Source organism: Streptomyces sp. NPDC001914 (assembly GCF_042891215.1).
GTDB lineage: Bacteria > Actinomycetota > Actinomycetes > Streptomycetales > Streptomycetaceae > Streptomyces.
The window spans coordinates 49372-74760 of sequence record NZ_JBIASW010000013.1; the positions used below are offsets into that span (position 1 = coordinate 49372).

Here is a 25389-nt window from a genome sequence, read left to right on the forward strand (position 1 = left end):
GTCAGCTCCTTACGAGGGTGGACGCGGCGGGAGCCGGGACGCGTTCGGCGAGCGGCAGGACGGGCGGGATCGTCTCGGGCGACTCGCCCAGCAGCACCCTGCGCACCACCCGCTCGGCGGCCCTGCCGTCGTCGAACTCGCAGAAGCGCTCACGGAAGCGGGCCCGCAGCGCGGCGGCGGCCGGATCGGCCCAGGAGCCGTCGGTGAACAGCGCGGCCAGCTCGTCCGGAGTGCGCGCCACCTTGCCCGGCGGCTCCTTCATCACGTCGAAGTAGACGCCCCGGGTCTCCCGGTAGACGTCCCAGTCGTCCGCGTACACGACGACCGGGCGGTCGAGGTTGGCGTAGTCGAACATGATCGACGAGTAGTCCGTGATCAGCGCGTCGGCGGCCAGGCAGACGTCCTCGGAGGAGCGGTGCCCGGTCACGTCGATGATCCGTCCGCTGCCGCGCCCGCGGCCCTCGTCGTAGAAGTAGTGGGCGCGCAGCAGGACGACGAACTGTTCGCCGACCGCCTCGCAGAACGCCTCCAGGTCCAGCCGGGACTCGAAGCCGGTGCTGTGGTCGCGGTGCGTGGGCGCGTACAGCAGCGCCGTCCGGCCCTCCGGCACCCCGAGCCGTTCGCGGACCCGGGCCACGTCCTCGGCGGTCGCCGTGCAGTAGACGTCGTTGCGCGGATAGCCGTACTCCAGTGCCTCGTAGCCGCCCGGGAAGGCCCGTTCCCACATCTGGGTGGAGTGCCGGTTGGAGGAGAGGTTGTAGTCCCAGCGGTCCACCCGGGCCAGCAACTTGGTGAAGCTGCCGGTCGCGGCGGCCACCACCGGGAACGTCGACTGGTCGACGCCCATCCTCTTCAGCGGTGTGCCGTGCTGGGTCTGGAGGTGCACGCTGCCGGGGCGTTTGACCACGCCGTCCGCGAAGTTGGCGTTGTTGACGAGGTACTTGGCGCGGGCCAGCACCTCCCAGGCACGCCGGCTGCCGATCACCGCGTGCTCGACGTCCTTCGGCAGCGCGTCGACCGCCTCCGGCTCGACCAGGAACACCGACCGGATGTGCGGGGCGAGTTCGCGGGCCTTGGCGTGGATCGCCGCGGGGCTGCAGGCGTAACCCCGGCCCCAGTACGCGCAGTACACCGCGAGGTTCTCGTCGAGGGGGCGGCGCAGCTGGAGGGCGTAGCGCGCGCGGGTGCGCAGCGTCCGTCCGCGGGGCACCCGGCGCAGCGCGCCCGAGACGGCCCGGTTCGTGCCGCGCAGCGCGCGGAACCCGCTGTAGGCGCCCGCCGCGAGCAGCAGGTGCTGCACCCCGAGACTGCCCGCCGGAGCCCGGAATCCGGCCGGACGGTGCCGCCGGTAGAGCTTGCCCGCCCGGCGGAAGAAGGCCCGGCGGCGCCGTGCGGGCACCCGGGCCGGGTGCGCGGCCGTCTTCAGGACCAGGGAGAAGAGCTGGCCGAACAGTGCCTTCGACCGGGCCGTGGGCAGGGTCCGCCGCGAGGCGTGGACGAGGACCCGCTCGACCTGGTCGAGGAGTTCGAAGTGGTGCTCGCCCGGCGCGTTGAGCCGGCTGCCCTGGCGGCGCAGGTGATGCCGTACGCACACCGTGCGCAGGACGGCCGGCCGCCCCGCCGTCACCGTCACCAGTCCGCCCCAGCCCGTGTCCGTGAAATGCCCCTCGGGAAAGGCGAGTTCCTGCTCGGCGATGAAGCCGCGGCGGTACACGGCGCTCCACGCCGGAACGTGCACGCCGAGCACTTCCGGGGCCTTGTCGAGCGGGGGCGTGCTCGGCTCGCCCTCCCACCAGTGCACCCGCTGATGCCCGAAGTAGAGGACGTCCACACCGTCCGGGAGTCCCGCGTCCAGGGCGTCCAGGGCACCCGGCACCAGTTCGTCGTCGCCGTCGAGGAAGAGCAGGTACGCGCCCTTCGCCGCCGCGATCCCGGCGTTGCGCGCCGCGCCCAGTCCGCCCGACGGCGGCGAATGGACCGGGACCACCCGGGGGTCCCGGTCCGCGTACACGGCGGCGAGCGCCGTGGCCGGGGAGTCCGGCTCGTCGCAGACCGGGATCAGCTCGAAGTCGCCGAAGGACTGGGACAGCACCGAGTCCAGCGCGCGGGCCAGGTGCCCGGCGACTTCGAAGGTGGGCACGATGACACTGAAGCGGGGCATTCTGCTCTTTCTCTCAAGGGGCGCCGGACGGGGGGTTCATCGCCCGGGGCGCCCGGCCGGACGCCAGGTGGAGGGCCGGGTGGGCGTGGGCCGCGAGGGACTGGAGGACACGCGGACTCCGGGTCAGAGGGTCTCGGCCGACGGAACGGCGGCTCCGGGAGCCGGGACGCTCCCGAGCGGCCGGTCCGTGCCCGGGACGCTCCCGAGCGGCCGGTCGGGGACCGGGACGGTTCCGGGTGAGTGGCCGGAGTCCGGGACGCGACCGAGCGGCCGGTCCGAGTCCGGGGCGCCCGCGAGCGGCCGGCCGGCGTCCGGGACGCTCACGAGCGGCCGGCCGGACCCGGGCACGCGTGCGAGGGCCGCCTCGGCCGAGGGGACCGGGTGGCGTTCGGCGAGGGGGACGAACGGCGGCAGTCCGGCGCTCTCGCCGAGCACCACATGCCGTACGACCCGTTCGGCGGCCCGCCCGTCGTCGTAGGGGCAGAACCGCTCGCGGAACGCGGCCCGCAGCCGCGCCGACTCCGGGCCGCGCCAGTGCCCGGTCGCGAAGACGTCGATCAGCTCGTCCTCGCCGTGCGCGAGGGCTCCCGGCGGGAAGGCGCGCACGTCGAAGTAGGTGCCACGGGCCGCCTCGTACGCCTCCCAGTCGTCCGCGAGGACGACGATCGGCCGGTCCAGGACGGCGTAGTCGAACATCAGCGACGAGTAGTCGGTCACGAGCGCGTCCGAGGCGAGGCACAGCGACTCGATGCTCGGGTGGCCGGTCACGTCGATGACCCGGCCGCCCGCCGTCTCCGCGAGCGGCGCCCCGTAGGAGTGATGGGCGCGGGCCAGCACGACGAACCGCGGGCCCAGCTCGCGCAGCACCCGCTCCAGGTCCAGGGTGCGCGGCCGGCTGTGCCGGTAGTCCCGGTACGTGGGCGCGTACAGCACGGCGACCGTGCCCGCGGGGATGCCGAGCGAGGCGCGCAGCCGGTCCACGTCCGCCGGAGTCGCGTGCTGGAACACGTCGTTGCGGGGCAGCCCGTACTCCAGCGTCGTGTACGAGGAGGGGAAGACGCGCTCCCACACCAGCGTGGAGTGGCGGTTGCCGGACAGGCAGTAGTCCCACGTGTCGGCACCGCGCAGCAGCTCGGCGAAGTCGGTGCCGCGGGCGGCGGCCGGACGGTCCTGGAGATCGAGCCCCATCCGCTTCAGCGGTGTCCCGTGCTGCGTCTGGATCATGATCTGACCGGGCCGCTTGACCAGCCGCCGGTCGAAGTCGACGTTGTTCACCAGGTACTTGGAGCGGGCGAGCGCCGTCCAGTACCCCGCCGTGCCCGGACGCAGCCGCCGCGTCCGGTCCGGGATCGTGTCGTGGTGCTCGGGGTGTGCGATCCACGCGGTGCGGATGTGCGGAGCGAAGCTGCGGAACGCGGACTCCAGTGCCCCCGGGTTGCAGCCGTGGCCCCGGCCCCGGTAGCTGGAGAAGACGGCACGGTCGGCGCGCAGCGGCAGTCGGAGCTGTACGCGGTAGTGGAGGCGGAGCGCGGCGGCGCGCACCGCGCGGCGCAGCCCGGCGGCCGACCGCACGGCTCTCTTCCTGACCCGCGACAGGAACGACAGCAGTCGGTACGTGCGATGCGTGCCGAGGCCCACCAGCGCGTGGCGCAGCCGGGTGCCCGGACCGGCCGGCGCACCCGGGACGCGGTAACGGCGGTAGTGCGCGCGGGCCTTGCGCAGGAACTCGGCCCGGGCCGCGCGCGGCAGCCGGTCCCGCTTCACGAACACCGTGGCGAAGTGGTCGATCATGCGCCGGAACAGCACCGGACGCCACCGGTCCAGCTCCGGGTGCGCGGCGACATGCGCGAACACGCGGTCGTACTGCTCGAAGACGTCGAAGTGCTTGCGGCTGCTGGTGCCGAGGATGCTGCCGTGCCGCCGCTGGCGGTAGTGCACGCAGACCCGGTCGAGCGTCGCGATCGTCCCGGCGGACATCAGCGCCGGATACGTCCAGGGCGTGTCCTCGTAGTAGCCGGGCGGGAACCTGAAGCCCGCGCGCTCGACGAACTCCCGGCGGTACGCCTTGTTCCAGACCACCATCAACAGCTTCAGCAGTCCGGGCCGTTCCTCCAGGGCGAAGGGCGCCGGGCCCTCCTCGGTGAGCTGCGCAGCGGCCTTGTTCCGTACGACCTCGCCCGACCAGTACGTGCGCGCGTAGTCGTACACCAGGACGTCCGGGTCGCCCGTCTCCTTGAGCCGGTCCGCGACCGCCCGCAGTGCGTCCGGGGTGAGCGTGTCGTCGCTGTCCAGGAAGATCAGGTAGTCGCCCGTGGCGCGTTCGAGACCGGCGTTGCGGGCGGGCCCGAGGCCCACGTTCTCGGGCAGGTGCACGGCCAGCACCCGCGAGTCGCGGGCCGCGAACTCGTCGATGACCGCCCCGCAGGCGTCGGGTGAACAGTCGTCGACCGCGATGAGTTCGAGATCCGGGCAGGACTGTCCGAGCACGGATTCAAGGCACTCGTGCAGGTACGCCTGAACCTTGTACACGGGGACGATGACACTGAACCGGGGCACGGGACATCCATGGGTCGGCGCGGGCATACCTGCCCGGGAACGGCCGAAGGGGTGACTTGGTTACGCCAGATGTGGCATCCGGGGGACGCGGGGTGAACGCCGAGGGGCGGGCCGGTGTCCGGCCCGCCCCTCAAGCACCCACATGATCGGCCTACTTGACCGCGCCCGCCATCACTCCGGAGACGAACTGCCGCTGGAACGCGAAGAACACGGCCAGCGGGATCACCATCGAGATGAAGGCACCCGGCGCCAGCACGTCGATGTTGTTGCCGAACTGGCGTACCTGCGTCTGGAGAGCGACCGTGATGGGCTGGCTCCCCGAGTCGGAGAACACCAGCGCGACCAGCATGTCGTTCCACACCCACAGGAACTGGAAGATCCCCAGCGAGGCGATCGCGGGACCGCCGAGCGGCATCACGACCCGGGCGAACAGCCGCAGTTCGCCCGCGCCGTCCAGCCGGGCCGCCTCCAGGAGCTCCCTCGGGATCTCCGCGAAGAAGTTCCGCAGCAGGAACACCGCGAAGGGCAGCCCGTATCCGACGTGGAAGAGGACCACGCCGATGACCGATCCGAAGACGCCGATCTTCCCGAAGAGTTCGGCGATCGGGATCAGGGCCACCTGCACCGGGACGACCAGCAGTCCGACCACGCCGAGGAACCACCAGTCGCGGCCGGGGAACTCCATCCAGGCGAAGGCGTAGCCGGCGAGCGAGCCGATCACGACGACCAGCAGGGTCGCCGGGACCGTGATCAGCACGGTGTTGAGCAGCGAGTTGGTGATGTCGCTGTTCTCCAGGAGCTTCTGGTAGTTGTCCACGGTGAGCTGCGAGGGCGCGCTGAACACCTTCCACCAGCCGCTGCCGCTCATGTCCTCGGAGCTGCGCAGCGAGGACAGCAGCAGTCCGATCGTCGGCACCAGCCAGAACAGGCCGACCAGCACCAGGAAGACGCGTACGACGGTGCCGCCGAGTCCGCTCGCGATCCGTGAACCGAGCGAGGGGCGCGCCCTGCTCACCGCCGTCACGGGCGCGGTCTTCGCCAACTGTCCGGCATGCGTGCTCATCGCCGCACCTCCCGCCTGAGCCGCCTCACGTTGAAGGCCATCACCGGGATCACCAGCAGGAGCAGGAACACCGCGATGGCGCTCGCCACGCCCGGCCTGCCCTCCGAGAAGCCCTTGCGGTACAGCTCGAGGGCCAGCACGTTCGCGTCGTCCTGGGAGGAGCCGGGGGCGATGATGAACACCAGGTCGAAGACCTTCAGCACATTGATCATCAAGGTGACGGCGACGACCGCGAGCACCGGTGCGAGCAGCGGCACGGTGACCCGGCGGAACACCTGCCACTCGTTCGCCCCGTCGACCCGGGCGGCCTCCAGGAGTTCGCGCGGCACACCCGCCAGGCCCGCCGCGATCAGCACCATCGCGAAGCCCGCCCACATCCAGACGTAACTGCCGATGATGGCCGGCGTGACCAGGGACGGTCCCAGCCAGTCGACGCCGTTGTACGGCTCCGCGAAGTTGCTCGCCGGGAGCCGCAGCCGTGCTCCGTCCGCCTTGCCCGAGAGCGAGAACGTGCCGTCGGCGCCCACCTTCGCGGAGTCGACGACCTCGCCGTCCTTGACCGCCTCGATCCTCATCCCGGAGTAGCCCAGCTCGCCCGGGTCGACCTGGCCGAGCCTGCCGACGCCCTTCCCGCGGGTGAAGTCCTGCCAGGCCGTGCCGGTGACCCGGCCGGGATCGCCGGCCGCCCACACCGCCTTCCCGGCGCTGTCGGGCATCTGGTCCGGGGCGACGCCCACCAGCGGCAGGGCGACGGACTGCCCGGTGCGCACGGCGTCCCGGGTGATGAACCCGCCCCCGTCGGCCGTGAGGGGCGACTTCCGGCCCGGGTGGGCCTTCGGGAACGCCGACGACGGGGCGAAGGTGTCGTGCACCCCCACCCACACCGCGTTCGCGACGCCCTTGTCCGGGTCCTGGTCGTACACCAGCCGGAAGATGATGCCGGCGGCGAGCATCGAGATCGCCATCGGCATGAAGACGACGAGCTTGAACGCCGTTCCCCAGCGCACCCGTTCGGTGAGCACCGCGAAGATCAGGCCCAGCGCGGTGGCGACCGTCGGGGCGAACACCACCCAGATGACGTTGTTCTTGAGCGCGGTGCGGATGCCGTCGTCGGTGAACAGCGCCCTGTAGTTGTCGAACCCGGCGAAGGAGTCGCCCTGTTGGTCGTAGAAGCTGCGGACGACCGAGTACCCGATCGGGTAGACCACGAGCGCGCCGAGGAGCACCAGGGCGGGCAGCAGGAACAGCGCCGCCACCGTCCTGCGGGTCCCGGTCACGCTCTTGCGTGTACGGGCCGGGGGCACCGGTGCGGTGCCCCCGGCCGTCGCCGACGTCATGTCCGGATCAGCCCTTGTAGGCCGCTGCGGCGTCCGATTCGAGCTTCGCCTGCGTCCCCGCCACGTCCTTGGGGTTCTTCAGGAAGTCCTGCAGGTCCTTCCACTCGCCCTTGCCGGGCGTGCCGCCGAAGGCCTGCGGGGCCTGGTCGGACATGTCGAAGCGGAAGTCGTCGCCGGCCGCGATCAGCGCCTTGGCGATGGCCTGCTGGACGGCGTTGGGATACGCGGACTCGGGCACGTTCTTGTTGGGGGAGAGGTAGCCGCCGAGCTTGGCCTGGATGGTCGCCGCGTCCGGCGAGGCGAGGAACGTCAGGAGCGCCTGGGCCGCCTTCGAGTCCTTCAGGACGACGGCCGCGTCACCGCCGCTGACCACCGGCGCCTTGTCGCCGACCGCCGGGAACGGGAACACCTTCGCGTCCGTCCCGATCTTCGCCTTGGTCTCCGCGATGTTGACGCCCACGAAGTCGCCCTCGAAGACCATGCCCGCCTTCGGCTGGTCGCCGCCGGTGAACGTCTGCGTGACCGAGGCCGGGAACTCCGTCTGGAGCGCGCCGTCCGGGCCGCCCGCGATGAGGTTCTTGTCGCCCCACAACTGGGCCAGCGTGGTCAGCGCGTCCTTCACGGACGGATCCGTCCACTTGATCTTGTGCTGGGCGAGCTGGTCGTACTTCTCGGGTCCCGCCTGGGAGAGGTAGACGTTCTCGAACCAGTCGGTGAGCGTCCAGCCGTCCGCGCCGCCGACCGAGACCGGGGTGACTCCGGAGTCGTAGACCGTGTGCGCGGTTGCCAGGAACTCCTTCCAGGTCTTCGGCTCCTTGGCGCCCGCGTTCTCGAAGACCTTGGTGTTGTACCAGACCAGGGACTTGTTGGCGGCCTTGTAGTACACGGCGTACTGCTTGCCGTCGACCTTGCCGAGGTCCTGCCAGCCCTGCGCGTAGTTCTTCGTCAACTGCGCCTGCGCGTCGGGGCCGACGGGCTTGGCCCACCCCTTGTCGACGGCCTGCTTCACCGCGCCGACCTGGGGGAGCAGCGCCACGTCCGGGGGCGCGCCGCCGGCGATCTTCGAACCGAGGAAGTTGATGATCGGGTCCTGCGCCGGTACGAAGGTGACCTTCGCGCCGGTGCGCTTCTCGAACTCGGCCAGCACCTTCTTGAAGTTGGCCTGTTCCGCACCGGTCCAGACGGCGGCGACCTCCAGTGAGGCCCCGTCGAGCTTGGGCAGGGTGACGGAGCCCGCGCCACTGCTCTCCGTGGCCTTGCCCCCGTCGCCTCCCTTGTCGTCATCGCCGCCACCGCACGCCGTCAGCGTGAGCGCACCCGCGACGACCGCGGCCGCGGCGGCCTGCACGGCTCTGCGCGAGCGGCGGGTGGAGTGATCGGGCGACCTGCGTATCTGCGGAATGCTGCGCATCACTGCCCCGTTCTTCGTTCTTCGTCGAACGTCAAAGCGGCTGCTGCCCGGATCACTCCGGTCTACGCCTGCCCGGTCGAGGGCGGCAAGACCGCCGGTCGTGTCAAGTGGGCGATCGTGACGGGGTCGTGACGTCACGTCATGGCGAAGCGATGCGGCGGGCCCGCTCGGCCGGAGAGAGACCGAAGCGGCGCCGGCTCTGTGACGTGCGGAGTCGCGGGCCGCCGGTCGCGGATTCCGGGGGTGCGGGCGTCCCGGTTGCGGGGTGCGGGGTGCGGGGGCCGGGGTGTCCGGCGCGGGGCCGCGGGGCGCGGGGTTGAGGTGTCCGGGGTGCGGTCGGGGTGTCGGGGCTGGGGACCGCGCGCAGCGGGGTGCGGGGGCTGAGGTGTCCGGGGGTGTCGGGGCTGGGGGCGCGCGCAGCCGGTTGCGGCGGTCGGGATGCCCAGTGCCTTGGTCGAGCGGGTGAGCCGAAGTGTGCCGTACAGCTGCTGGACCCGGCGTGCGGTGGGTGTCGGGGCCGGGGACAAACCGGAAGCGGGGTGTGGCGGTCAGGGGGTCCGGCGTGCCTGGGCGCCCGGGGGGTGGCGGGTGTCCGGGGTGCGGTGGGTGTCCGGGTCGGGGGCTCCGGGGCGCGGGTCGCGCGGTCTGGAGCCCCCGGCCGCGGATCACAGCAGCGAGGGCATCTCCGTGGCGGAGACGGAGCGCGCGGCCCGCTCCAGGGCGCTGGCGAGCAGGGCCAGGTCCGTGGGGCCGTTGCCCAGTTCGCGCACCGGGCGGCGGGCCGGCGGGTCGCCCATGCGGTGCCACTCCAGGGGGACGACCGTGGGACGCAGGGTCGCCGTCCGCGGAATGCGACCCGTGACCCGCCCGCCCTGGAACGAGGTCTCCCGGCCGTCCGGGAGCCGCAGCCGGCCCCGCCCGGGGGCGGGTTCCTCGGGTCCGGGCGACGGCGCGTCGAGGGTGACGCGCAGCGCGGTGGAGCGCGCCAGCTCCGACGTGGCCGTCCGGGTGTCGCCGCCGGTCGCGGCCACGAGGTGCACCCCGAGCCGGTCGCCCTCCCGGACGACGGCCTCCAGGGCCCGTACGACCGAACCGGCCGCCGGGCGTCCCGGCGACCCCAGCGGCGGTGCCAGCAGGGCGTCCAGATCGTCCACGACCACGACCAGGCGGGCCAGCGCGGGGCCCGGATCGCTCTCCCGGCGTCCGGCGGCCGGGCGCAGCCGCAGCGTCGAGGTGGACGGGGTGTCGAGGTCCGAGGCGCCCAGGGACGAGGTCCCGCCCGGTGAGCTTCCGCCCGAGCGCTGGGCCACGATCCGGCCGGGGACCGTCCGCCCGGCGTGCCACTCCGCGAAGCCGAGCCGGCCCAGCAGTTCGGACCGCCGCTTCAGTTCGGCGCTCAGCGACTGGGCGAACTCCCGCATGCGGACCGGGTCGTTGGCCGTGAGATGGGTGCTGACGTGCGGCAGGTCGGTGCAGACCTGGAGGCCTTCCCCGCCACTCGTGCCGCCGTGGGCCGCGGTTCCGTCGCGTCCGTCCATGAGGACGATCCCGAGCCGGTCGGGCCGTTCGGCCGCGGCCAGGGAGGCGGCGACCGAGCACAGCAGTTCCGTACGGCCGCTGCCCGGCGGGCCTTCGATGATCAGATGCGGGCCCTCGACGGGCAGGTCCACGGCGACGGGACCGCGCGGGCCCGCGCCGAGTACCGCCCGCGCCCGTCCGCCGAACGCCTCGCTGTCGTCCGCGGCGTCCGCCCAACGCGCCATCAGGGAGGCGGGAGTGGCCCGCGCCAGCCCCAACTCGTCGAGCAGACGGGCCGTCTGGGGCAGGGGCGCCGACACGCGCGGGTGCCGGTCCCCGATCGTGCCGTCCGTCCGCAGCGGGGCGAGGGACCGGGCGAACCGCTCGGCCCAGGCGAGGGACACGGCGTCCACGGCGGCGACGGTGCCGTGCCCCACGGGGCCGCGCGGGAACGGGCCTCCGCCGCCCGAGGCCGTCCGGGACGCGCCGGCGTCGGCGCGGCCGCCGGAACCGGTGTGCCGTCCGGACGCGGGGCGCGGGATGCCCGTGTGGGTGGCTCCCCCGTGCCGGGCACCGGAGTGCGCCGAGGAGGTGTGCGCGGCCGGGGAACCCCGCCCGGCGCCGTCGGACCGGCCGTCCGGCGCCCCTTCGGGGGCGTGCTCGCCGCCGCCCGGCGCCACCCGCATCAGCCGCAGTGCCGTGGCCACGTCCCCGCTCAGCAGCGCCACCGCCCCGCAGGCGCGGAACGCCGACGACACCGCGCACGCCGCCTCGTAGGTCTCCGTCACCGGCGACGCGGGCGAGGCGGCGACGGTCTCGGCGAGGCACACCAGATGGATTCCGGCCCGCGAGCCCTCGTGCGCCAGGCGCGTCAGCCCCTCGCGCACGTCGGCGCCCCCGGGGTCCCCGTCCACGATCACCACCGTGTACGGGCCGTCGTACCCCTCGTCGATGTCGTCGGCCCGCGCCCAGGACGGCCTGCGTGCGGCATCCCGCGCACCGCCCTCGCCGGACGGGAAGGCGCCTCCGGCGCCGGTGTCGTGCGCCGCGGACCGGGCGGCCGGGACCGTGGCACCGGAGCCCTGGGGCCGCGGACGGCGGACGCGCGGCGCGCCCTCCGCCTCCGCCAGGTGGTCCTCCAGGCGGCGCAGCAGCTCGTCCGTGCGGGCCGCCGCCTGCTCACGGTCGTACGCGAGGAGCAGACGGCAGTCCTGGCCGTGCGCCGGACGCAGATGGGGGAGCCAGCCGAGCCAGGACCACTCGGCGGTGCGCTCCTCGACCGGACGGGCCCGGTCGGTGCTGATGAGGACGATCTCCAGGGTGTCGGGGGAGTGCAGCGCGGCGAGCTGTGCGACGACCGCGCGGGCCAGCCCCGACAGCCGCGCCCGCGGTCCTGCCAGGCCCAGTGAACCGGCCTCCCGGAGCCCGGCGGTCACCGGCACCGCGGGCAGCAGGCCCGAGCCGTCCGGCGCCGCGCGGTCGGCCGTGCCCAGCCGTACCGTCAGGGCCTCGGGGTGGCCGGGGCCGCGCTCCCACAGCCGGGGACCGGGGCCGAGCGCGGTGAGCAGCAGGGTCGCCGGATCGGGCCAGCTCTCCGGCGAGCGCCGCACGGCGGGGAGGGGTTCCCCGACCGCGACGGCTCCGTCCTCGTACGTCTCCCGTGCCTGGGCCGGTCCGCCGCGGCCGCCCGCCAGACGCCGGGCCCACGCGCCGATGCCGCCCCGCCTGCGGGCGTCCGGCGGCAGGTCGGTGCCGCGTGTGGGCGTGTCCGTGCGCGGCGCCGGGATGTCCGCGCCCGGGGCGCCGGACGTGTCGAAGGCGTCGGGGCCGAAGGTCTCCGCGCCGTTCCGATCGGCGCTGTCCGGGCCGCCGGAGCCCGCGAGCCCGCCCTCCGCGCGCGCGGACGTGCCGGAGCCGTGGCCCTCCGTCGTCGAACTCCGCGGCCCGCTCTCGATCCGGGGTGCCCGGCCCTGTTCCGGTACGGCGAGTGGCACCGCCCGTCCGTGCTCCAGCGCTCCGGGGACTCCGCCCGCCGAGGCACCCCACTCCGCGGTCCCGTAGGCGTGGTGCGTCTCGCCCGCGGGCGGCAGGCCGCCTCCCTGGCTGAGGGAGGCGCTCTCTCCGCGCGCGTGCGGCACGGCACCGCGCGGCTGGGGGACACCGCCTTCCCCGGAACCCGGCGACGCGGCGGAGGCCGCGCCCGGTCCGGGGGCGGTGCCGCCGGGTGAGACTTCCGCCGTGAAGCCGCCGGCGCCCGCGGGAGCCTCGGGCGCCGCCGGGGGCGCGGAGCTCGCGGAACCCGGGGAGGCCGTGCCCGGCCGAGGGGAGGGGAAGGTGCCCGCCGGTGTGCCTGGCCCGGCGTGCCCGCCGGAACGGGCGGGCGTGGAATGCGGGGAGGCCGGGCCGGGCCGGCCCGTGCCGTCGGCGGCCGGGCTTCCGTGTCCGGGGGACCCGCCGGAGCGGGCGGGAGCGTCCTCGGCGGAGCCGGTCCGCACGCGTACGTGGCCCTCGCCGTCCGGAGCCGTCTCCGCGTGGCCCGGGCCTCCCGGCGGGGCGAGCCGCAGGGCGGACTCGCCGACGCGCAGCAGCGCGCCCGCGGTGAAGGCGACGGGGCGGCCGCCGACGCGGGAGCCGTCGAGTGTCGTGCCGTTCGTGGACCCGAGGTCGGCGACCGAGACGCGGCCCTCGGGGGTGACGGTGACCGCGCAGTGCAGCCGGGAAACGTCCGGGTCGTCCAGGGGCACGTCGGCGTCGGCGGAGCGCCCGATGCGGATCTGGCCGCCGTGCAGCAGGTGCACACCGCCGGCGTCCGGTCCCGCGACCACATGGAGCTGGGCCGAGACGTCGTCCAGGTCGGGACCGGGTTCGGCGGGCGCGCCCAGACTGAGCACGGCACCGTCGGTCAGCGGCGGCTCGCCGAGCGTGCAGCGCTGGGCGTCGAGCCGCTCCGCGCCCGCGTAGAGCACGATCTGACCCCCGCCGGACTCACGGCCCCGCTCGCCCTGGGAGATGCCCCCGCCTCCCCCGACCGCCGCGGCCAGCCCCGAGGCGACCGCGGCCAGCGCCGTCCCGGCGGGCGCGGTGACGAGCACATCGCAGGCCGTGGCTCGCCCCCGCGGCTCCGAGGGCGGGCCCAGCGGGTCTACGACGGTCAGCCGGATCTGCATCGCCGTCAGGGGTCCCTTCAGCACAGGCGCCCGCGACGAGGCTGCGCTGCGGTCCCCCACCGCAGATCCCCCACCGCACACGGGCACGTCGGCCAGTAACTGGAGGCATCCTCGCACCTGCCACCGACAACACGCCCGCCCCCCACCCGTAAGTGATCTTGATTGGTCGGCTCTGCCCGTAAAAGTTCCTGACCAGTGCCCGCCCGATGTCGGCTTGAGATCGCTCACGCCCGGTCCGGGCAACCAAGCGACCGGAGTGAGCGTCTTTCCGTGAACACGTGCGAGCGGCATTTCCGTCGAACGGGGACGGCCGTGTCTGCGTAAGCGCTTATGCGAACCACAGGTACGCACGGGACCTATGGGAAAGCACACGGGCAGGACAGCCCGTTGCCGGGCAGGGCGGCACTAGAGTGGGTCGGAAACTCCTGTACCACGGTGATCACGGTGGACGGACCAGGCAAGCAAGCAACAGGGAGCGCATGACGTGCGGCCGGTAGGGAGCAAGTACCTCCTTGAGGAGCCGCTGGGGCGCGGCGCCACAGGCACGGTCTGGCGCGCCCGCCAGCGGGAGACCGCCGGCGCCGAGGCGGCCGTCGCGGGACAGCCCGGCGAGACCGTGGCGATCAAGGTCCTGAAGGAAGAGCTCGCGGGCGACGCCGACATCGTGATGCGCTTCCTGCGGGAGCGCTCGGTGCTGCTGCGCCTGACCCACCCGAACATCGTGCGGGTGCGCGACCTCGTCGTCGAGGGCGATCTCCTCGCCCTGGTCATGGACCTGATCGACGGCCCGGACCTGCACCGCTACCTGCGCGAGAACGGACCGTTCTCGCCCGTCGCGGCCGCCCTGCTCACCGCCCAGATCGCCGACGCGCTCGCCGCCAGCCACGCCGACGGCGTCGTGCACCGCGACCTGAAGCCCGCGAACGTCCTGCTCATGCAGAACGCCGGCCAGATGCACCCGATGCTGACCGACTTCGGCATCGCGCGGCTCGCCGATTCCCCCGGGCTGACCCGGACCCACGAATTCGTCGGCACGCCCGCGTACGTCGCCCCGGAGTCCGCCGAGGGACGCCCGCAGACGTCCGCCGTCGACATCTACGGCGCCGGCATCCTGATGTACGAGCTGGTCACCGGGCGCCCGCCCTTCGGGGGCGAGTCCGCCCTCGAAGTGCTGCACCAGCACCTGAGCGCCGAACCGCGCCGCCCCTCGACCGTCCCGGACCCGCTGTGGACCGTCATAGAGCGGTGCCTGCGCAAGAACCCCGACCAGCGCCCCAGCGCCGAGAACCTCGCCCGCGCCCTGCGTGCCGTGGCCGCGGGCGTCGGGGTGCACGCGTCACCGGCGCAGATCGCCGCCGCCGAGGGCGTGGGCGCACTGCTCGGGCCCGACCCGGACCCGGCGCCGGTCCCGGACCTGCCCCCCGGCTCGGCCGACGCCACCCAGGTGCTCCCGCACGGAGCCGGCTCCTTCGACCCGTACGGCGCCACCAGCGTGCTGCCGCACACCGCGGGCGCGGCCGACCCGACCGCCGTGCTGCCGCCCGTGCCGCAGAACCAGCCGGGCGGACAGTCCGGACAGAGCGAGGACCCGCACCCCTGGCAGAACCAGCTCCGCGCGGCCCGTGACCGCAACGAACAGACGCAGGTCCAGTACCTCGACCCGAACGAGGACCCGCTGCGCCGCCGCCCCCAGCGCCAGGTCAACCGGCCGCAGGGGCAGCCCCAGCAGCAGCGTCCGCAGCGCGGCCAGCAGCCGCCGCCCGGATACGGTTATCCGCAGCAGCAGCCCCAGCAGCAGTACGCGCCGCAGCACCAGCAGCAGCGCTACGCCCCGGCGCCGCAGCAGCAGCCCCAGCCGCAGCGGTACGCGCCCGAGCCGCAGCGGCCGCAGCAGCCCGCCCCCCGCCAGCCGCGTGAGCCCCGCCAGGGCAGCGCCAACCCGATGAAGATCCCCGGACTCGGCTGCCTCAAGGGGTGCCTGTTCACGATCGTCATCCTGTTCGTGGCCGGCTGGCTGATCTGGGAGTTCAGTCCCCTCCAGGACTGGATCGGCACCACGAGGTCCTTCTGGGGCGAGCTGACCCACTGGTACGACCAGGTCAGCGGCTGGATCGGCGATCTCGGCTCGAAGGACCCCTCGGGCACCTCGGGCAACTGATCCGGACGGCCCCGGGGAGCCGACTCTGGGGATTTGTCGACATCTGAAGGGTGATTTCGGTCCCGGGCGTGAAGGTTGCCTCCGCGGGCGCGTACTTTAAGCGGCAACACGCGTCTGTAGGAGCAGTCTTGGCACGCAAGATCGGCAGCAGGTACACCGCGCACCAGATCCTGGGGCGGGGGAGCGCCGGCACGGTGTGGCTGGGCGAGGGACCCGAGGGGCCCGTCGCCATCAAGCTGCTGCGCGAGGACCTCGCGTCCGACCAGGAGCTGGTCGGACGCTTCGTGCAGGAGCGCACCGCGCTGCTCGGCCTCGACCACCCGCACGTGGTGGCGGTGCGCGACCTGGTCGTGGACGGCAACGACCTCGCCCTCGTCATGGACCTCGTGCGGGGCACCGACCTGCGCACCCGGCTCGACCGGGAGCGCCGGCTCGCCCCCGAGGCCGCCGTCGCGATCGTCGCCGACGTGGCGGACGGACTCGCCGCCGCGCACGCCGCGGGGGTCGTCCACCGCGACGTGAAGCCCGAGAACGTCCTGCTCGACATGCAGGGCCCGCTCGGCCCCGGCGGCTCCCACCCGGCCCTCCTGACCGACTTCGGGGTGGCCAAGCTCATCGACTCGCCCCGCCGGACCAAGGTCACGAAGATCATCGGCACGCCGGACTATCTCGCGCCCGAGATCATCGAGGGCCTGCCGCCGCGTGCCGCCGTCGACATCTACGCCCTGGCGACCGTGCTCTACGAGCTGCTCGCCGGGTTCACGCCGTTCGGGGGCGGACACCCCGGAGCCGTTCTGCGCCGCCATGTCACCGAGACCGTGGTCCCGCTCCCGGGCATCCCGGACGAGCTGTGGCAGCTCATCGTGCAGTGCCTGGCCAAGGCGCCCGCGTCCCGGCTGCGGGCCTCCGAGCTGGGCGCACGGCTGCGGGAGCAGCTTCCGCTGCTGGCCGGGATGCCGCCGCTGGACGTGGACTCCCCGGACGCGGACTCCGTGGACGGGGACGAGGAGTACGAGGAGAGCGCGGAGCCGTCCGCGCCCGCCGCGGCGCGTGAGCGGCGCGGGGCGGTGCCGCTCGTGCCGGGGGCCGCGCCGGACTCGAACCGGGACACGCACACCTCCATGCGGGTGCCGGCGCCCGACGAGCTGGCCGGGGGTGCCCGGGGGACGGCTCGCGTGCCGCGGGCCGCGGGTGCGCCGCGTCCCGGCTCCGCGCGGCACCGGGCCTCCGCCCGGCGGCGGCGGATCACCCTGGGGGCGGCGGCCGTCGTTCTGGTGGCCGCGGCCGGGGTCGGCACCTGGCTCGCCACCTCCGGTGACGGCGACGCGGCCCCCCAGGACACGAAGAACTCGGCCCCGGCGTCCCCCTGACCCCACCCCGGCCCACGGAAAGCCTTTCCTCGCCCCCTCCGCCCCTACCCTCCCCCAAGGTCTCGGCTTCGCTCGACCAGGGGGGACCCCCATCGTCCCCGGGGGCGCTGCCCCCGGACCCCCGCTCCTCAAGCGCCGGAGGGGCTGAACTTTTCCCCGCCGGGGAGTTCCAGCCCGTCCGGCGATTGAGGACGAGGCCGTCCAGGCCGAAGCGGGGGTCTGGGGGCGGCAGCCCCCAGGGCCGGGACGGGTAGGGGCGGAGGGGGCGAGACTCGCTTCTGCCTGGTGCCGGGGGTCGACGGGGCTCCTCGGGGACGAGGGGCGAGGCCCGGTTGTCGTAGCCGTTACGCTGGAGGCGTGGCAGTCGTCGATGTTTCCGAAGAGCTCAAGTCCCTCTCCTCGACCATGGAGTCGATCGAGGCCGTCCTGGACCTCGACAAGCTGAGGGCAGATGTCGCCGTGCTCGAGGAGCAGGCGGCCGCGCCGTCCCTGTGGGACGACCCGGACGAGGCGCAGAAGATCACCAGCAAGCTGAGCCACCTCCAGGCGGAGGTCAGGAAGGCCGAGGCGCTCCGCGGGCGCATCGACGATCTGGGCGTGCTCTTCGAGATGGCCGAGGAGGAGGACGACCCGGACACCCGCGCCGAGGCCGACGCCGAGCTCGTCTCCGTCCGCAAGGCGCTGGACGAGATGGAGGTCCGTACCCTCCTGTCCGGCGAGTACGACTCCCGTGAGGCGGTCGTCACGATCCGCGCCGAGGCCGGCGGCGTCGACGCCTCCGACTTCGCCGAGAAGCTCCAGCGCATGTACCTGCGCTGGGCCGAGCGCCACGGCTACAAGACGGAGCTGTACGAGACCTCGTACGCCGAAGAGGCGGGCATCAAGTCCACCACCTTCGCCGTGCACTCGCCGTACGCGTACGGCACCCTCTCCGTCGAGCAGGGCACGCACCGCTTGGTGCGCATCTCGCCGTTCGACAACCAGGGGCGCCGCCAGACCTCCTTCGCCGGTGTCGAGATCCTGCCGGTCGTCGAGCAGACCGACCACATCGAGATCGACGAGTCCGAGCTGCGGATCGACGTGTACCGCTCGTCCGGTCCCGGCGGCCAGGGCGTCAACACCACCGACTCCGCGGTGCGCCTGACCCACCTCCCCACCGGCATCGTCGTCTCCTGCCAGAACGAGCGGTCGCAGATCCAGAACAAGGCCTCGGCCATGAACGTTCTGCAGGCCAAGCTGCTCGAACGGCGCCGGCAGGAGGAGCAGGCCGCGATGGACGCCCTCAAGGGCGACGGCGGCAACTCCTGGGGCAACCAGATGCGTTCGTACGTCCTGCACCCGTACCAGATGGTCAAGGACCTGCGTACGGAGTTCGAAGTCGGCAACCCCGAGGCCGTGTTCGGTGGCGAGATCGACGGCTTCCTGGAGGCCGGAATTCGCTGGCGCAAGCAGCAGGAGAAGTAGGAACACGACCGAGGCGGGTTCGGGCGGACGATTTCCGCCCCCACCCAACCTCTTTGTCGACAAGGCAACTGCCGCCCACCGGGCGGCAGTTGCCTTCTTTTGTAGGGGCAGTATGGGTTTTCCGTCACAGTCACATGTCCCCAGGCCAGGCAAACAATGCCGTTCCGGACATCGCGTACGCAACGACCTTGACGCTGCTTTGAAAACTGGGAAGGGTGACGGGTGGCATGCGTATCACCGGGGCGCATGTGAACCGGGGGGTCGAACGAAATCTCCTGTGACGCCGTGGCCCCGGACGCTGCTCCATTGACGATCAGCTACTGGGGGTAGCAGGCAGATGACCAAGAAGACGCGGATCCGCGTGGCGCGGATAGCCGCCGGCGCGGTGATTGCCGCCGGTGCTTCACTGACCGCGGCGGGCGCCGCCTCGGCGCTCGACCTCAATGTCGGTCTCACCGCGACCACCGCGGACGACCCGACGGCGGACCCGACGCCCACCGACACGGGTATTCCGACCGAGAGCACCGAGCCGACCGAGCCGACTCCGACGGAGCCCGAGCCGACCGAGCCGGCTCCCACGGAGACCGAGCCCACCGAGCCGGCCCCGACCGTGACCGAGCCCACCGAGGACCCGGACCCGACCGACCCGGCCGACCCGACCGACGAACCCGGCGGCAGCACCTCCGCCCCCGCCGAGGGCGGCACGGGCGGCGGCGGCAACGACGCCGACCCCAACGGTGGATCCTCCGCCCAGGAGGAGGGCTCCTCGGCCCTCACCGACACCGGTTCGGACACCCAGGCCCAGGGCCAGGACGGCGCGCTGGCCGAGACCGGTGCCGGTCAGACCACGTTCCTGATCATCGGTGCCGCCACGATGATCGCCGGCGGTGTCGGCTTCCGTCTGCTGCCGCGCCTCGCGGGCGGCCGCGGCGCCGCCGCCTGACGTTCCACACGTACGACGCAGGGCCCGGAGCAGCTCGCTCCGGGCCCTGCCCGTGTTCAGGGGCGACGACGGCCGTGCCGGACCGTCCTCGCGGCGCTCACACCGTCTGGTGGGCCACCAGCGCCAGTGCCGCGATCAGTATCGCGAGAAGGGCGATCAGTGCCATGGGGTTGAGTCCCGCGAAGGGGCTCTCCTGCTGGAGTCGCTGCCGGTTCGCGCGGCAGACGGGGCAGCGGCCCTCGCTGACGGGTGCCGCGCAGTTAGCGCAAACCAGTCGGTCGTACGTCATGCGCCGGCCCTCCTTGCGACGTCTCCGCGCACGCAGCGTTCTCGCGTACACATCGCTCTCTTAACGCTGCGGCGAACGCAACCGTTCCCCTACCACTGTGCCAGGTTCCGCGGAATTCGGCGCGGCCCTCCTTGTCCTGCCCCGTCCGGAGTAGCCTCAGCCCCTCGGATCAGGTGTGAATCGCGCCTCAGATCCGTGACAAATCGTGCAAGCCGCGCGCAACCCCGTACGCCGACTGCGCTCGCACACCCGGTTCGCGTATGGTCACGCACACCTACCCCCGGCGACCCGTGGTGCACCCGTGATCCGATTCGACAATGTCTCCAAGGTCTACCCCAAGCAGACCCGCCCCGCTCTCAGGGATGTCTCCCTGGAGGTCGAGCGCGGAGAATTCGTGTTCCTCGTGGGGTCCTCCGGCTCCGGAAAGTCCACCTTCCTGCGGCTGATCCTCCGCGAGGAGCGGACCAGCCAAGGCCAGGTGCACGTCCTGGGCAAGGACCTCGCGCGCCTCTCCAACTGGAAGGTGCCGCAGATGCGCCGCCAGCTGGGGACCGTCTTCCAGGACTTCCGTCTCCTGCCCAACAAGACGGTCGCCGAGAACGTGGCCTTCGCCCAGGAGGTCATCGGCAAGTCCCGCGGCGAGATCCGCAAGTCCGTGCCCCAGGTGCTCGACCTCGTCGGCCTGGGCGGCAAGGAGGACCGGATGCCCGGCGAGCTGTCCGGTGGTGAGCAGCAGCGTGTGGCCATCGCGAGAGCCTTCGTGAACCGGCCCAAGCTCCTCATCGCCGACGAGCCGACCGGAAACCTCGACCCACAGACCTCCGTGGGCATCATGAAACTGCTCGACCGGATCAACCGGACGGGCACCACGGTCCTGATGGCGACGCACGACCAGAACATCGTGGACCAGATGCGCAAGCGCGTCATCGAGCTGGAGCAGGGCCGTCTCGTCCGCGACCAGGCGCGCGGCGTCTACGGCTACCAGCACTGATCATCGTCCACGGAAAGGTCTGAGGAAGACGCAATGCGCGCGCAGTTCGTTCTGTCGGAGATCGGTGTCGGTCTCCGCCGCAACCTGACCATGACCTTCGCGGTCGTCGTCTCGGTCGCCCTCTCGCTCGCCCTGTTCGGCGGCTCGCTCCTGATGAGCGACCAGGTGAACACCATGAAGGGCTACTGGTACGACAAGGTCAACGTCTCGATCTTCCTCTGCAACAAGAGCGACGCCGAGTCCGACCCGCACTGCGCCAGGGGCGCGGTGACCAGTGACCAGAAGAAGCAGATCGTCGCCGACCTGGACAAGATGTCCACAGTCGTCCAGAAGGTCACCTACGAGTCCTCGGACCAGGCGTACAAGCACTACAAGGAGCAGTTCGGCGACTCCCCGCTGGCCAGCTCCCTCACGCCGGACCAGATGCAGGAGTCGTACCGGATCAAGCTGAAGGACCCGGAGAAGTACCAGGTCATCGCGACCGCCTTCGACGGCCGGGACGGCGTGCAGTCGGTCCAGGACCAGAAGGGCATCCTGGACAACCTGTTCGGGCTGCTCAACGGCATGAACTGGGCCGCGCGCGCGGTGATGGCGATGATGCTCGTCGTCGCCCTGATGCTGATCGTCAACACGGTGCGCGTCTCGGCGTTCAGCCGGCGGCGCGAGACGGGCATCATGCGGCTCGTCGGCGCCTCCGGCTTCTACATCCAGGCGCCGTTCATCGCCGAGGCCGCGGTGGCCGGACTCATCGGCGGCGGTGTGGCCTGCGGATTCCTGCTGATCGCCCGGTACTTCATCATCGACCACGGTCTGGCGCTGTCCGAGAAGCTCAACCTGATCAACTTCATCGGCTGGGACGCCGTGTTGACCAAGCTCCCACTCATCCTCGCGACGAGTCTGCTGATGCCCGCCCTGGCCGCTTTCTTCGCATTGCGCAAGTACCTGAAGGTGTGACGCATCCCAACAGGGCCGTACCGTCAACCGGCGGTGCGGCCCTTCGCGTTGTCCTAGACTCACCGGCATGTCAGGCCGTGACCTGTTCTGCGAGCCCCGCCGCATCCGCCGCGGGGCGGCCCTGACATTGGTGTTCGCGAGCGTCCTCGTCGCCGGCGCGGCCACCGGTTCGTTCTCCGACACCGCCCGGAAGACCGAGGCCGGCACGCCCGGTTCGGCCTCCGCGCGCCGTCACGACGAGGTCACCCGGGCCGCCGCCCAGGCGATGGCCGACGGCAAGTCCCCCATGGAGGCGGCCGAACGGGCCGTCAGTCGCAGCGGGGACCGCTGGGGCGCCGTCTACTCCCAGGGCGAGTACGAGGAGTTCGAGGAAGCCCTCGACGGCCAGTACACCGGCGTCGGTCTGTGGGCCCGCCGCGAGAGCGACGGACGGATCGAGGTCACCCGCGTCAGCGCCGGCTCACCCGCCGCCGCCGCGGGCATCCGCAAGGGCGACCTGCTGCGCACCGTCGACGGCACCAGGGTGGACGGCCGGCCGGTCACCGAGGTGGTCTCGTTACTGCGCGGCGACGCGGACGACGCGACCGCCGGCACGAAGGTCTCCCTCGGCCTGGAGCGCGGCTCGCGGTCGTGGAGCCGGACCCTGCGCCGCGCCCGGCTCTCCACGGACTCGGTGACCGTCAGCAGCCTTCCCGGCCGGGTCACCCTGATCAAGGTCGACGCCTTCACCAAGGGCGTCGGCGCCGCCGTACGCACCGCGGTCGGCCGGGCTCCGCAGCGGGCCGGGATCGTCCTCGACCTGCGCGGCAACTCCGGCGGCCTGGTCTCCGAGGCCGTCACCACCGCCTCCGCCTTCCTCGACGGCGGCCTCGTCGCCACGTACGACGTGAACGGCGCCCAGCGCGCCCTGCACGCCGACGCCGGCGGCGACACCGCGAGACCGCTGGTCACACTCGTGGACGGCGGCACGATGAGCGCGGCCGAACTGCTCACCGGGGCCCTCCAGGACCGCGGACGCGCGGTCGTCGTGGGCACCCGGACCTTCGGCAAGGGCTCGGTCCAGATGCCCAGCCGGCTGCCCGATGGCTCCGTCGCCGAGCTGACCGTCGGCCACTACCGCACCCCCGCGGGCCGCTCCGTCGACGGCCGGGGCATCACCCCGGACCTGGAGGCGGACAAGGAGTCGCTGCCCCGGGCCGAGACCGTGCTGAGCGGCCTCGGCGACCTTTCCGGGCCCACCAGGTAATCGGCTTTCCCCCGAGCCCCCCTGTAGTGCGAAAATGGCCAGCACTATGAGCAAGGGAATGTACGTACCGAAGGAGTCCCAGCCCAAGCAGGGCGGGGCTGCCGCCAAGTCCAAGGACGGCGAGAAGGGCGGCAAGCGCAAGATCGTCGCGCAGAACAAGAAGGCGCGGCACGACTACGCGATCATCGACACCTACGAGGCCGGGCTCGTCCTGACCGGCACCGAGGTCAAGTCGCTGCGCCAGGGCCGGACCTCGCTGGCCGACGGGTTCGTCCAGATCGACGGCGGCGAGGCGTGGCTGTACAACGCCCACATCCCGGAGTACAGCCAGGGCAGCTGGACCAACCACTCCGCGCGCCGCAAGCGCAAGCTGCTGCTGCACCGCGAGGAGATCGACAAGCTGTCCGTGAAGTCCGAGGAGACGGGCCACACGATCGTCCCGCTCGCCCTGTACTTCAAGGACGGCCGGGCGAAGGCGGAGATCGCGCTCGCACGGGGCAAGAAGGAGTACGACAAGCGGCAGACCCTGCGTGAGAAGCAGGACCGGCGCGAGTCGGACCGGGCCATCGCCGCGGCCAAGCGAAGGCAGCGCGGCGAGTAGCGCGCCGGAATAGGCTGGCAACCTCGTGCGTCGATCACGTACGATGGCAATGCACCCCGCAGAGGGCGCGGGTTCCTCCCCGGAGGGACCGAGCTTTGAAAAATCAACATGGGGATGATCGGTTTCGACAACGGCTGTTGAAGCAGGGGAAGCGTGTCGAGGAAGCGGCAATGATCTCGTAAACCATATGTCGCAAAAAATAATCGCCAATACCAAGAGCGATTCCCAGTCCTTCGCCCTCGCTGCCTAATAAGCAGTGAGTGAGGGACCCTAAAGGGTGTCAGCCCGGGAGTGTTCCCGGCCCGGATCCTGGCATAATCTAGGGAACTAAACCATCTGGCCCGGTCACGGGGTCAGATGGGAAATCAAACAGTGGCTGAGCCCGTCGGCGACTTGTTCGCGTGATCGCCGGGGCTGAGAAAATCGCAGCGAACTGCACACGGAGAAGCCCTGATTTTGCACCGTTGGACGCGGGTTCGATTCCCGCCATCTCCACTCATCCCATGTGGGCACGGGCCCCGTCGCTTTCGAGCGGCGGGGCCCGTGTCATGCCGTGTGCAATGCATGGCATGACCTTCGGGAGGGGCCGTTGTCGGAGATTCGGGAGCGTCCGCCGGAGCGGGACACGACCGGTGAGGGGGCCGCAGGTTCCGTGAGAGGCATCGAGGACCGGAGGGGACGACCGTGACCGGACGGCAGGAGCCGTACTACGTCTGCTACGACGGGGACTTCGGGCTCAGCGGGCTGGCCGAGGTGTTCGCCCTCTCACCCGCTGCCCCCGAGAACGCCCGCGCGGCACTCGGCCTCGTCACGGCGAAGCTCGACGCGTACGACCGTGAGACGCCCGTGGACAGCGTCGACCATCTCGACGCGGATCAGCGGAGCATCCTCGGTTACGACACCAGCCACGACGAGTGGGGGTACGCCGACGATCTGCGCGACGACGTGCGCACACTCATCGAGTCGCCGCTCTCGGACGAGGCGATCCGGACGGTGTGGCGAGCCGCCGCCGGGGGCGTGTGGGATCCGGCGGCGCATGGGACGAGCACCCGTGACTGGCTGCGGTGCGTCGAGGAGACCTGTGCCGCGCGCCCGCCCCGGAAGGTCCCCGGGCGGCGCCCGGCACCTTCCCCGCTGTGGGACGCCCGGCCGCCGTCGGCCGACGAGGTGCGGGACGACGTCGTCGCGGAGATCCGTTCCTGCCGCGAGTGGCCGGCAGGTTCCCTCCCTTCCCCCGACACTCTGTCGGCCCTCGAGGAGGTGGCCGTCCACGCTCACCCCGAGCTGGCCTTCCGGCTCTTCCTCCGCGTGCTGAAGGCGTGCTCCGTGCGGATCGGCAAGGAGCGCTACGACCGGTTCCAGGCGCTGGGTGACAGGTTCGGCCACCACTCTTCTCTGATCGACACCGGTCTCGACGTCGTGTGGCCGCCCATCGACCCCGCCCGCCGGGACGCCATCTGGGACTTCGGTCTCTCCGGCCTCGCCGGGCAGGCCCACCAGGAATGGCACGGAAACCGGGAGGACGTCCGGAGGGCGGCCGAGGGCGACGACATCGGGCAGACCCCGGGCTCCGCGGCGGCCGTCCTGCTGGACGACGCGCTGCGCCTGCTGCGGTCCGCGCTGCCCGACGCGGCGGTGTCCGCCCTGTGGTCCGGGGCCGCGGACTGGCCGCGGAGCACGGACGGCCGGGACCGGCTCCGGCTGATCGCGGACGTGTGCCGTGAGCGGCTGAGGGAGGTCGCCCCCGCGTACGGACCCGTCGTGGCGCCCGCCCGTACCGAACTCGCCGACACCGTGCTGCGCGAAGTCCGCGAGACGGCGCCCATGGTGGCGGACAAGTCCGTCAGCCACCACTGGCGCCCCGTGCCCGCGACGGAGGTCATGGACGCGCTGGAGCACGTGGTCACCCGGATCGATCCCGATCTCGGATTCCGGTTGTTCCTCCGTGTCCTCGGCAGGCTGAGCGTGTCCCTCACCCAGGAGCAGTACGATCGGTACCAGGCGATCGGTGAGAGCTTCGGATACGGCGAGTACCACGTCTCCGACGTGGACCACCTGGTCGAGACCGACTGACCGGCCTCGGCGCAGGGTGAACGCGGGCGGCGGCCGCCGCCCGCGTGGTCGTACGGGGCTGCCGTCCCGAGTGCCGTCGACCGCCCG

General features: G+C 72.3%; 16 protein-coding genes and 1 other RNA gene. 10 read left to right on the forward strand and 7 right to left on the reverse strand.

Features of this window, described 5'->3' with window-relative positions:
* Window position 1: 1 nt before the first annotated feature.
* From ACFYYF_RS30345 to ACFYYF_RS30370, 6 genes are all read right to left on the reverse strand, one after another.
* Complete coding sequence (locus tag ACFYYF_RS30345) at window positions 2-2161, reverse strand: CDP-glycerol glycerophosphotransferase family protein (protein ID WP_388780716.1); 2160 nt, start codon at window positions 2159-2161, stop codon at window positions 2-4.
* A gap of 123 nt (window positions 2162-2284) precedes the next feature.
* Window positions 2285-4717 (reverse strand): CDP-glycerol glycerophosphotransferase family protein, encoded by a 2433-nt coding sequence (locus ACFYYF_RS30350; RefSeq protein ID WP_388780717.1) that lies wholly within the window; start codon window positions 4715-4717, stop codon window positions 2285-2287.
* A 151-nt stretch (window positions 4718-4868) separates the two neighbouring features.
* Complete coding sequence (locus tag ACFYYF_RS30355) at window positions 4869-5780, reverse strand: carbohydrate ABC transporter permease (RefSeq protein ID WP_388780718.1); 912 nt, start codon at window positions 5778-5780, stop codon at window positions 4869-4871.
* On the reverse strand, window positions 5777-7117 hold the full coding sequence (locus ACFYYF_RS30360) for a carbohydrate ABC transporter permease (protein ID WP_388780719.1): 1341 nt from the start codon (window positions 7115-7117) through the stop codon (window positions 5777-5779). The genes ACFYYF_RS30355 and ACFYYF_RS30360 overlap by 4 nt, the downstream gene beginning before the upstream one ends.
* 7 nt (window positions 7118-7124) lie before the next feature.
* Window positions 7125-8528 (reverse strand): ABC transporter substrate-binding protein, encoded by a 1404-nt coding sequence (locus tag ACFYYF_RS30365; protein WP_388780720.1) that lies wholly within the window; start codon window positions 8526-8528, stop codon window positions 7125-7127.
* Window positions 8529-9193: 665 nt separating this feature from the next.
* Window positions 9194-13213, reverse strand: coding sequence for an FHA domain-containing protein (locus ACFYYF_RS30370; protein WP_388780820.1), 4020 nt, complete (start codon window positions 13211-13213; stop codon window positions 9194-9196).
* Window positions 13214-13697: 484 nt separating this feature from the next.
* On the opposite strand from ACFYYF_RS30370, the gene ACFYYF_RS30375 reads away from it, so the two are divergent.
* The 4 genes from ACFYYF_RS30375 (at window position 13698) to ACFYYF_RS30390 (ending at window position 19148) form a co-directional block, all read left to right on the forward strand.
* Window positions 13698-15371, forward strand: coding sequence for a serine/threonine-protein kinase (locus ACFYYF_RS30375; RefSeq protein ID WP_388780721.1), 1674 nt, complete (start codon window positions 13698-13700; stop codon window positions 15369-15371).
* Window positions 15372-15499: 128 nt separating this feature from the next.
* On the forward strand, window positions 15500-16741 hold the full coding sequence (locus ACFYYF_RS30380; RefSeq protein ID WP_361681317.1) for a serine/threonine-protein kinase: 1242 nt from the start codon (window positions 15500-15502) through the stop codon (window positions 16739-16741).
* A 357-nt stretch (window positions 16742-17098) separates the two neighbouring features.
* Window positions 17099-18205, forward strand: a complete 1107-nt coding sequence (gene prfB, locus ACFYYF_RS30385) for a peptide chain release factor 2 (RefSeq protein WP_361681320.1) — start codon at window positions 17099-17101, stop codon at window positions 18203-18205.
* A 337-nt stretch (window positions 18206-18542) separates the two neighbouring features.
* A complete protein-coding gene (locus ACFYYF_RS30390; protein ID WP_388780722.1) occupies window positions 18543-19148 on the forward strand; it encodes a hypothetical protein in 606 nt (201 codons plus the stop codon).
* Between the two features lie 97 nt (window positions 19149-19245).
* Here ACFYYF_RS30390 and ACFYYF_RS30395 read toward each other — a convergent pair whose 3' ends face one another.
* A complete protein-coding gene (locus ACFYYF_RS30395) occupies window positions 19246-19437 on the reverse strand; it encodes a hypothetical protein (RefSeq protein WP_361681326.1) in 192 nt (63 codons plus the stop codon).
* 301 nt (window positions 19438-19738) lie between these two features.
* Here ACFYYF_RS30395 and ftsE point away from each other — a divergent pair, with 301 nt between their 5' ends.
* The 6 genes from ftsE (at window position 19739) to ACFYYF_RS30425 (ending at window position 25302) form a co-directional block, all read left to right on the forward strand.
* Window positions 19739-20428, forward strand: a complete 690-nt coding sequence (gene ftsE / locus ACFYYF_RS30400) for a cell division ATP-binding protein FtsE (RefSeq protein ID WP_328555238.1) — start codon at window positions 19739-19741, stop codon at window positions 20426-20428.
* Between the two features lie 33 nt (window positions 20429-20461).
* On the forward strand, window positions 20462-21382 hold the full coding sequence (ftsX, locus tag ACFYYF_RS30405) for a permease-like cell division protein FtsX (RefSeq protein WP_355766939.1): 921 nt from the start codon (window positions 20462-20464) through the stop codon (window positions 21380-21382).
* Window positions 21383-21449: 67 nt separating this feature from the next.
* Window positions 21450-22628, forward strand: a complete 1179-nt coding sequence (locus tag ACFYYF_RS30410) for a S41 family peptidase (protein WP_388780723.1) — start codon at window positions 21450-21452, stop codon at window positions 22626-22628.
* A gap of 58 nt (window positions 22629-22686) precedes the next feature.
* The gene (gene smpB, locus ACFYYF_RS30415; protein ID WP_206300940.1) at window positions 22687-23229 is read left to right on the forward strand and encodes an SsrA-binding protein SmpB; all 543 of its coding nucleotides are present in this window, start codon (window positions 22687-22689) and stop codon (window positions 23227-23229) included.
* A gap of 110 nt (window positions 23230-23339) precedes the next feature.
* Window positions 23340-23727, forward strand: a transfer-messenger RNA (tmRNA) gene (gene ssrA, locus ACFYYF_RS30420).
* A 186-nt stretch (window positions 23728-23913) separates the two neighbouring features.
* The gene (locus ACFYYF_RS30425; RefSeq protein ID WP_388780724.1) at window positions 23914-25302 is read left to right on the forward strand and encodes a hypothetical protein; all 1389 of its coding nucleotides are present in this window, start codon (window positions 23914-23916) and stop codon (window positions 25300-25302) included.
* Window positions 25303-25389: the final 87 nt, after the last annotated feature.

What these genes read in the sequence shown, in the direction of transcription:
- ACFYYF_RS30345 (WP_388780716.1), bottom strand. Translation starts at nt 2,161, where the DNA reads ATGCCCCGCTTCAGTGTCATCGTGCCCACCTTCGAAGTCGCCGGGCAC.
- ACFYYF_RS30355 (WP_388780718.1), bottom strand. Translation starts at nt 5,780, where the DNA reads ATGAGCACGCATGCCGGACAGTTGGCGAAGACCGCGCCCGTGACGGCG.
- ACFYYF_RS30360 (WP_388780719.1), bottom strand. Translation starts at nt 7,117, where the DNA reads ATGACGTCGGCGACGGCCGGGGGCACCGCACCGGTGCCCCCGGCCCGT.
- ACFYYF_RS30365 (WP_388780720.1), bottom strand. Translation starts at nt 8,528, where the DNA reads ATGCGCAGCATTCCGCAGATACGCAGGTCGCCCGATCACTCCACCCGC.
- ACFYYF_RS30370 (WP_388780820.1), bottom strand. Translation starts at nt 13,213, where the DNA reads ATGCAGATCCGGCTGACCGTCGTAGACCCGCTGGGCCCGCCCTCGGAG.
- ACFYYF_RS30390 (WP_388780722.1), top strand. Translation starts at nt 18,543, where the DNA reads ATGACCAAGAAGACGCGGATCCGCGTGGCGCGGATAGCCGCCGGCGCG.
- ACFYYF_RS30395 (WP_361681326.1), bottom strand. Translation starts at nt 19,437, where the DNA reads ATGACGTACGACCGACTGGTTTGCGCTAACTGCGCGGCACCCGTCAGC.
- ftsX (WP_355766939.1), top strand. Translation starts at nt 20,462, where the DNA reads ATGCGCGCGCAGTTCGTTCTGTCGGAGATCGGTGTCGGTCTCCGCCGC.
- ACFYYF_RS30410 (WP_388780723.1), top strand. Translation starts at nt 21,450, where the DNA reads ATGTCAGGCCGTGACCTGTTCTGCGAGCCCCGCCGCATCCGCCGCGGG.
- smpB (WP_206300940.1), top strand. Translation starts at nt 22,687, where the DNA reads ATGTACGTACCGAAGGAGTCCCAGCCCAAGCAGGGCGGGGCTGCCGCC.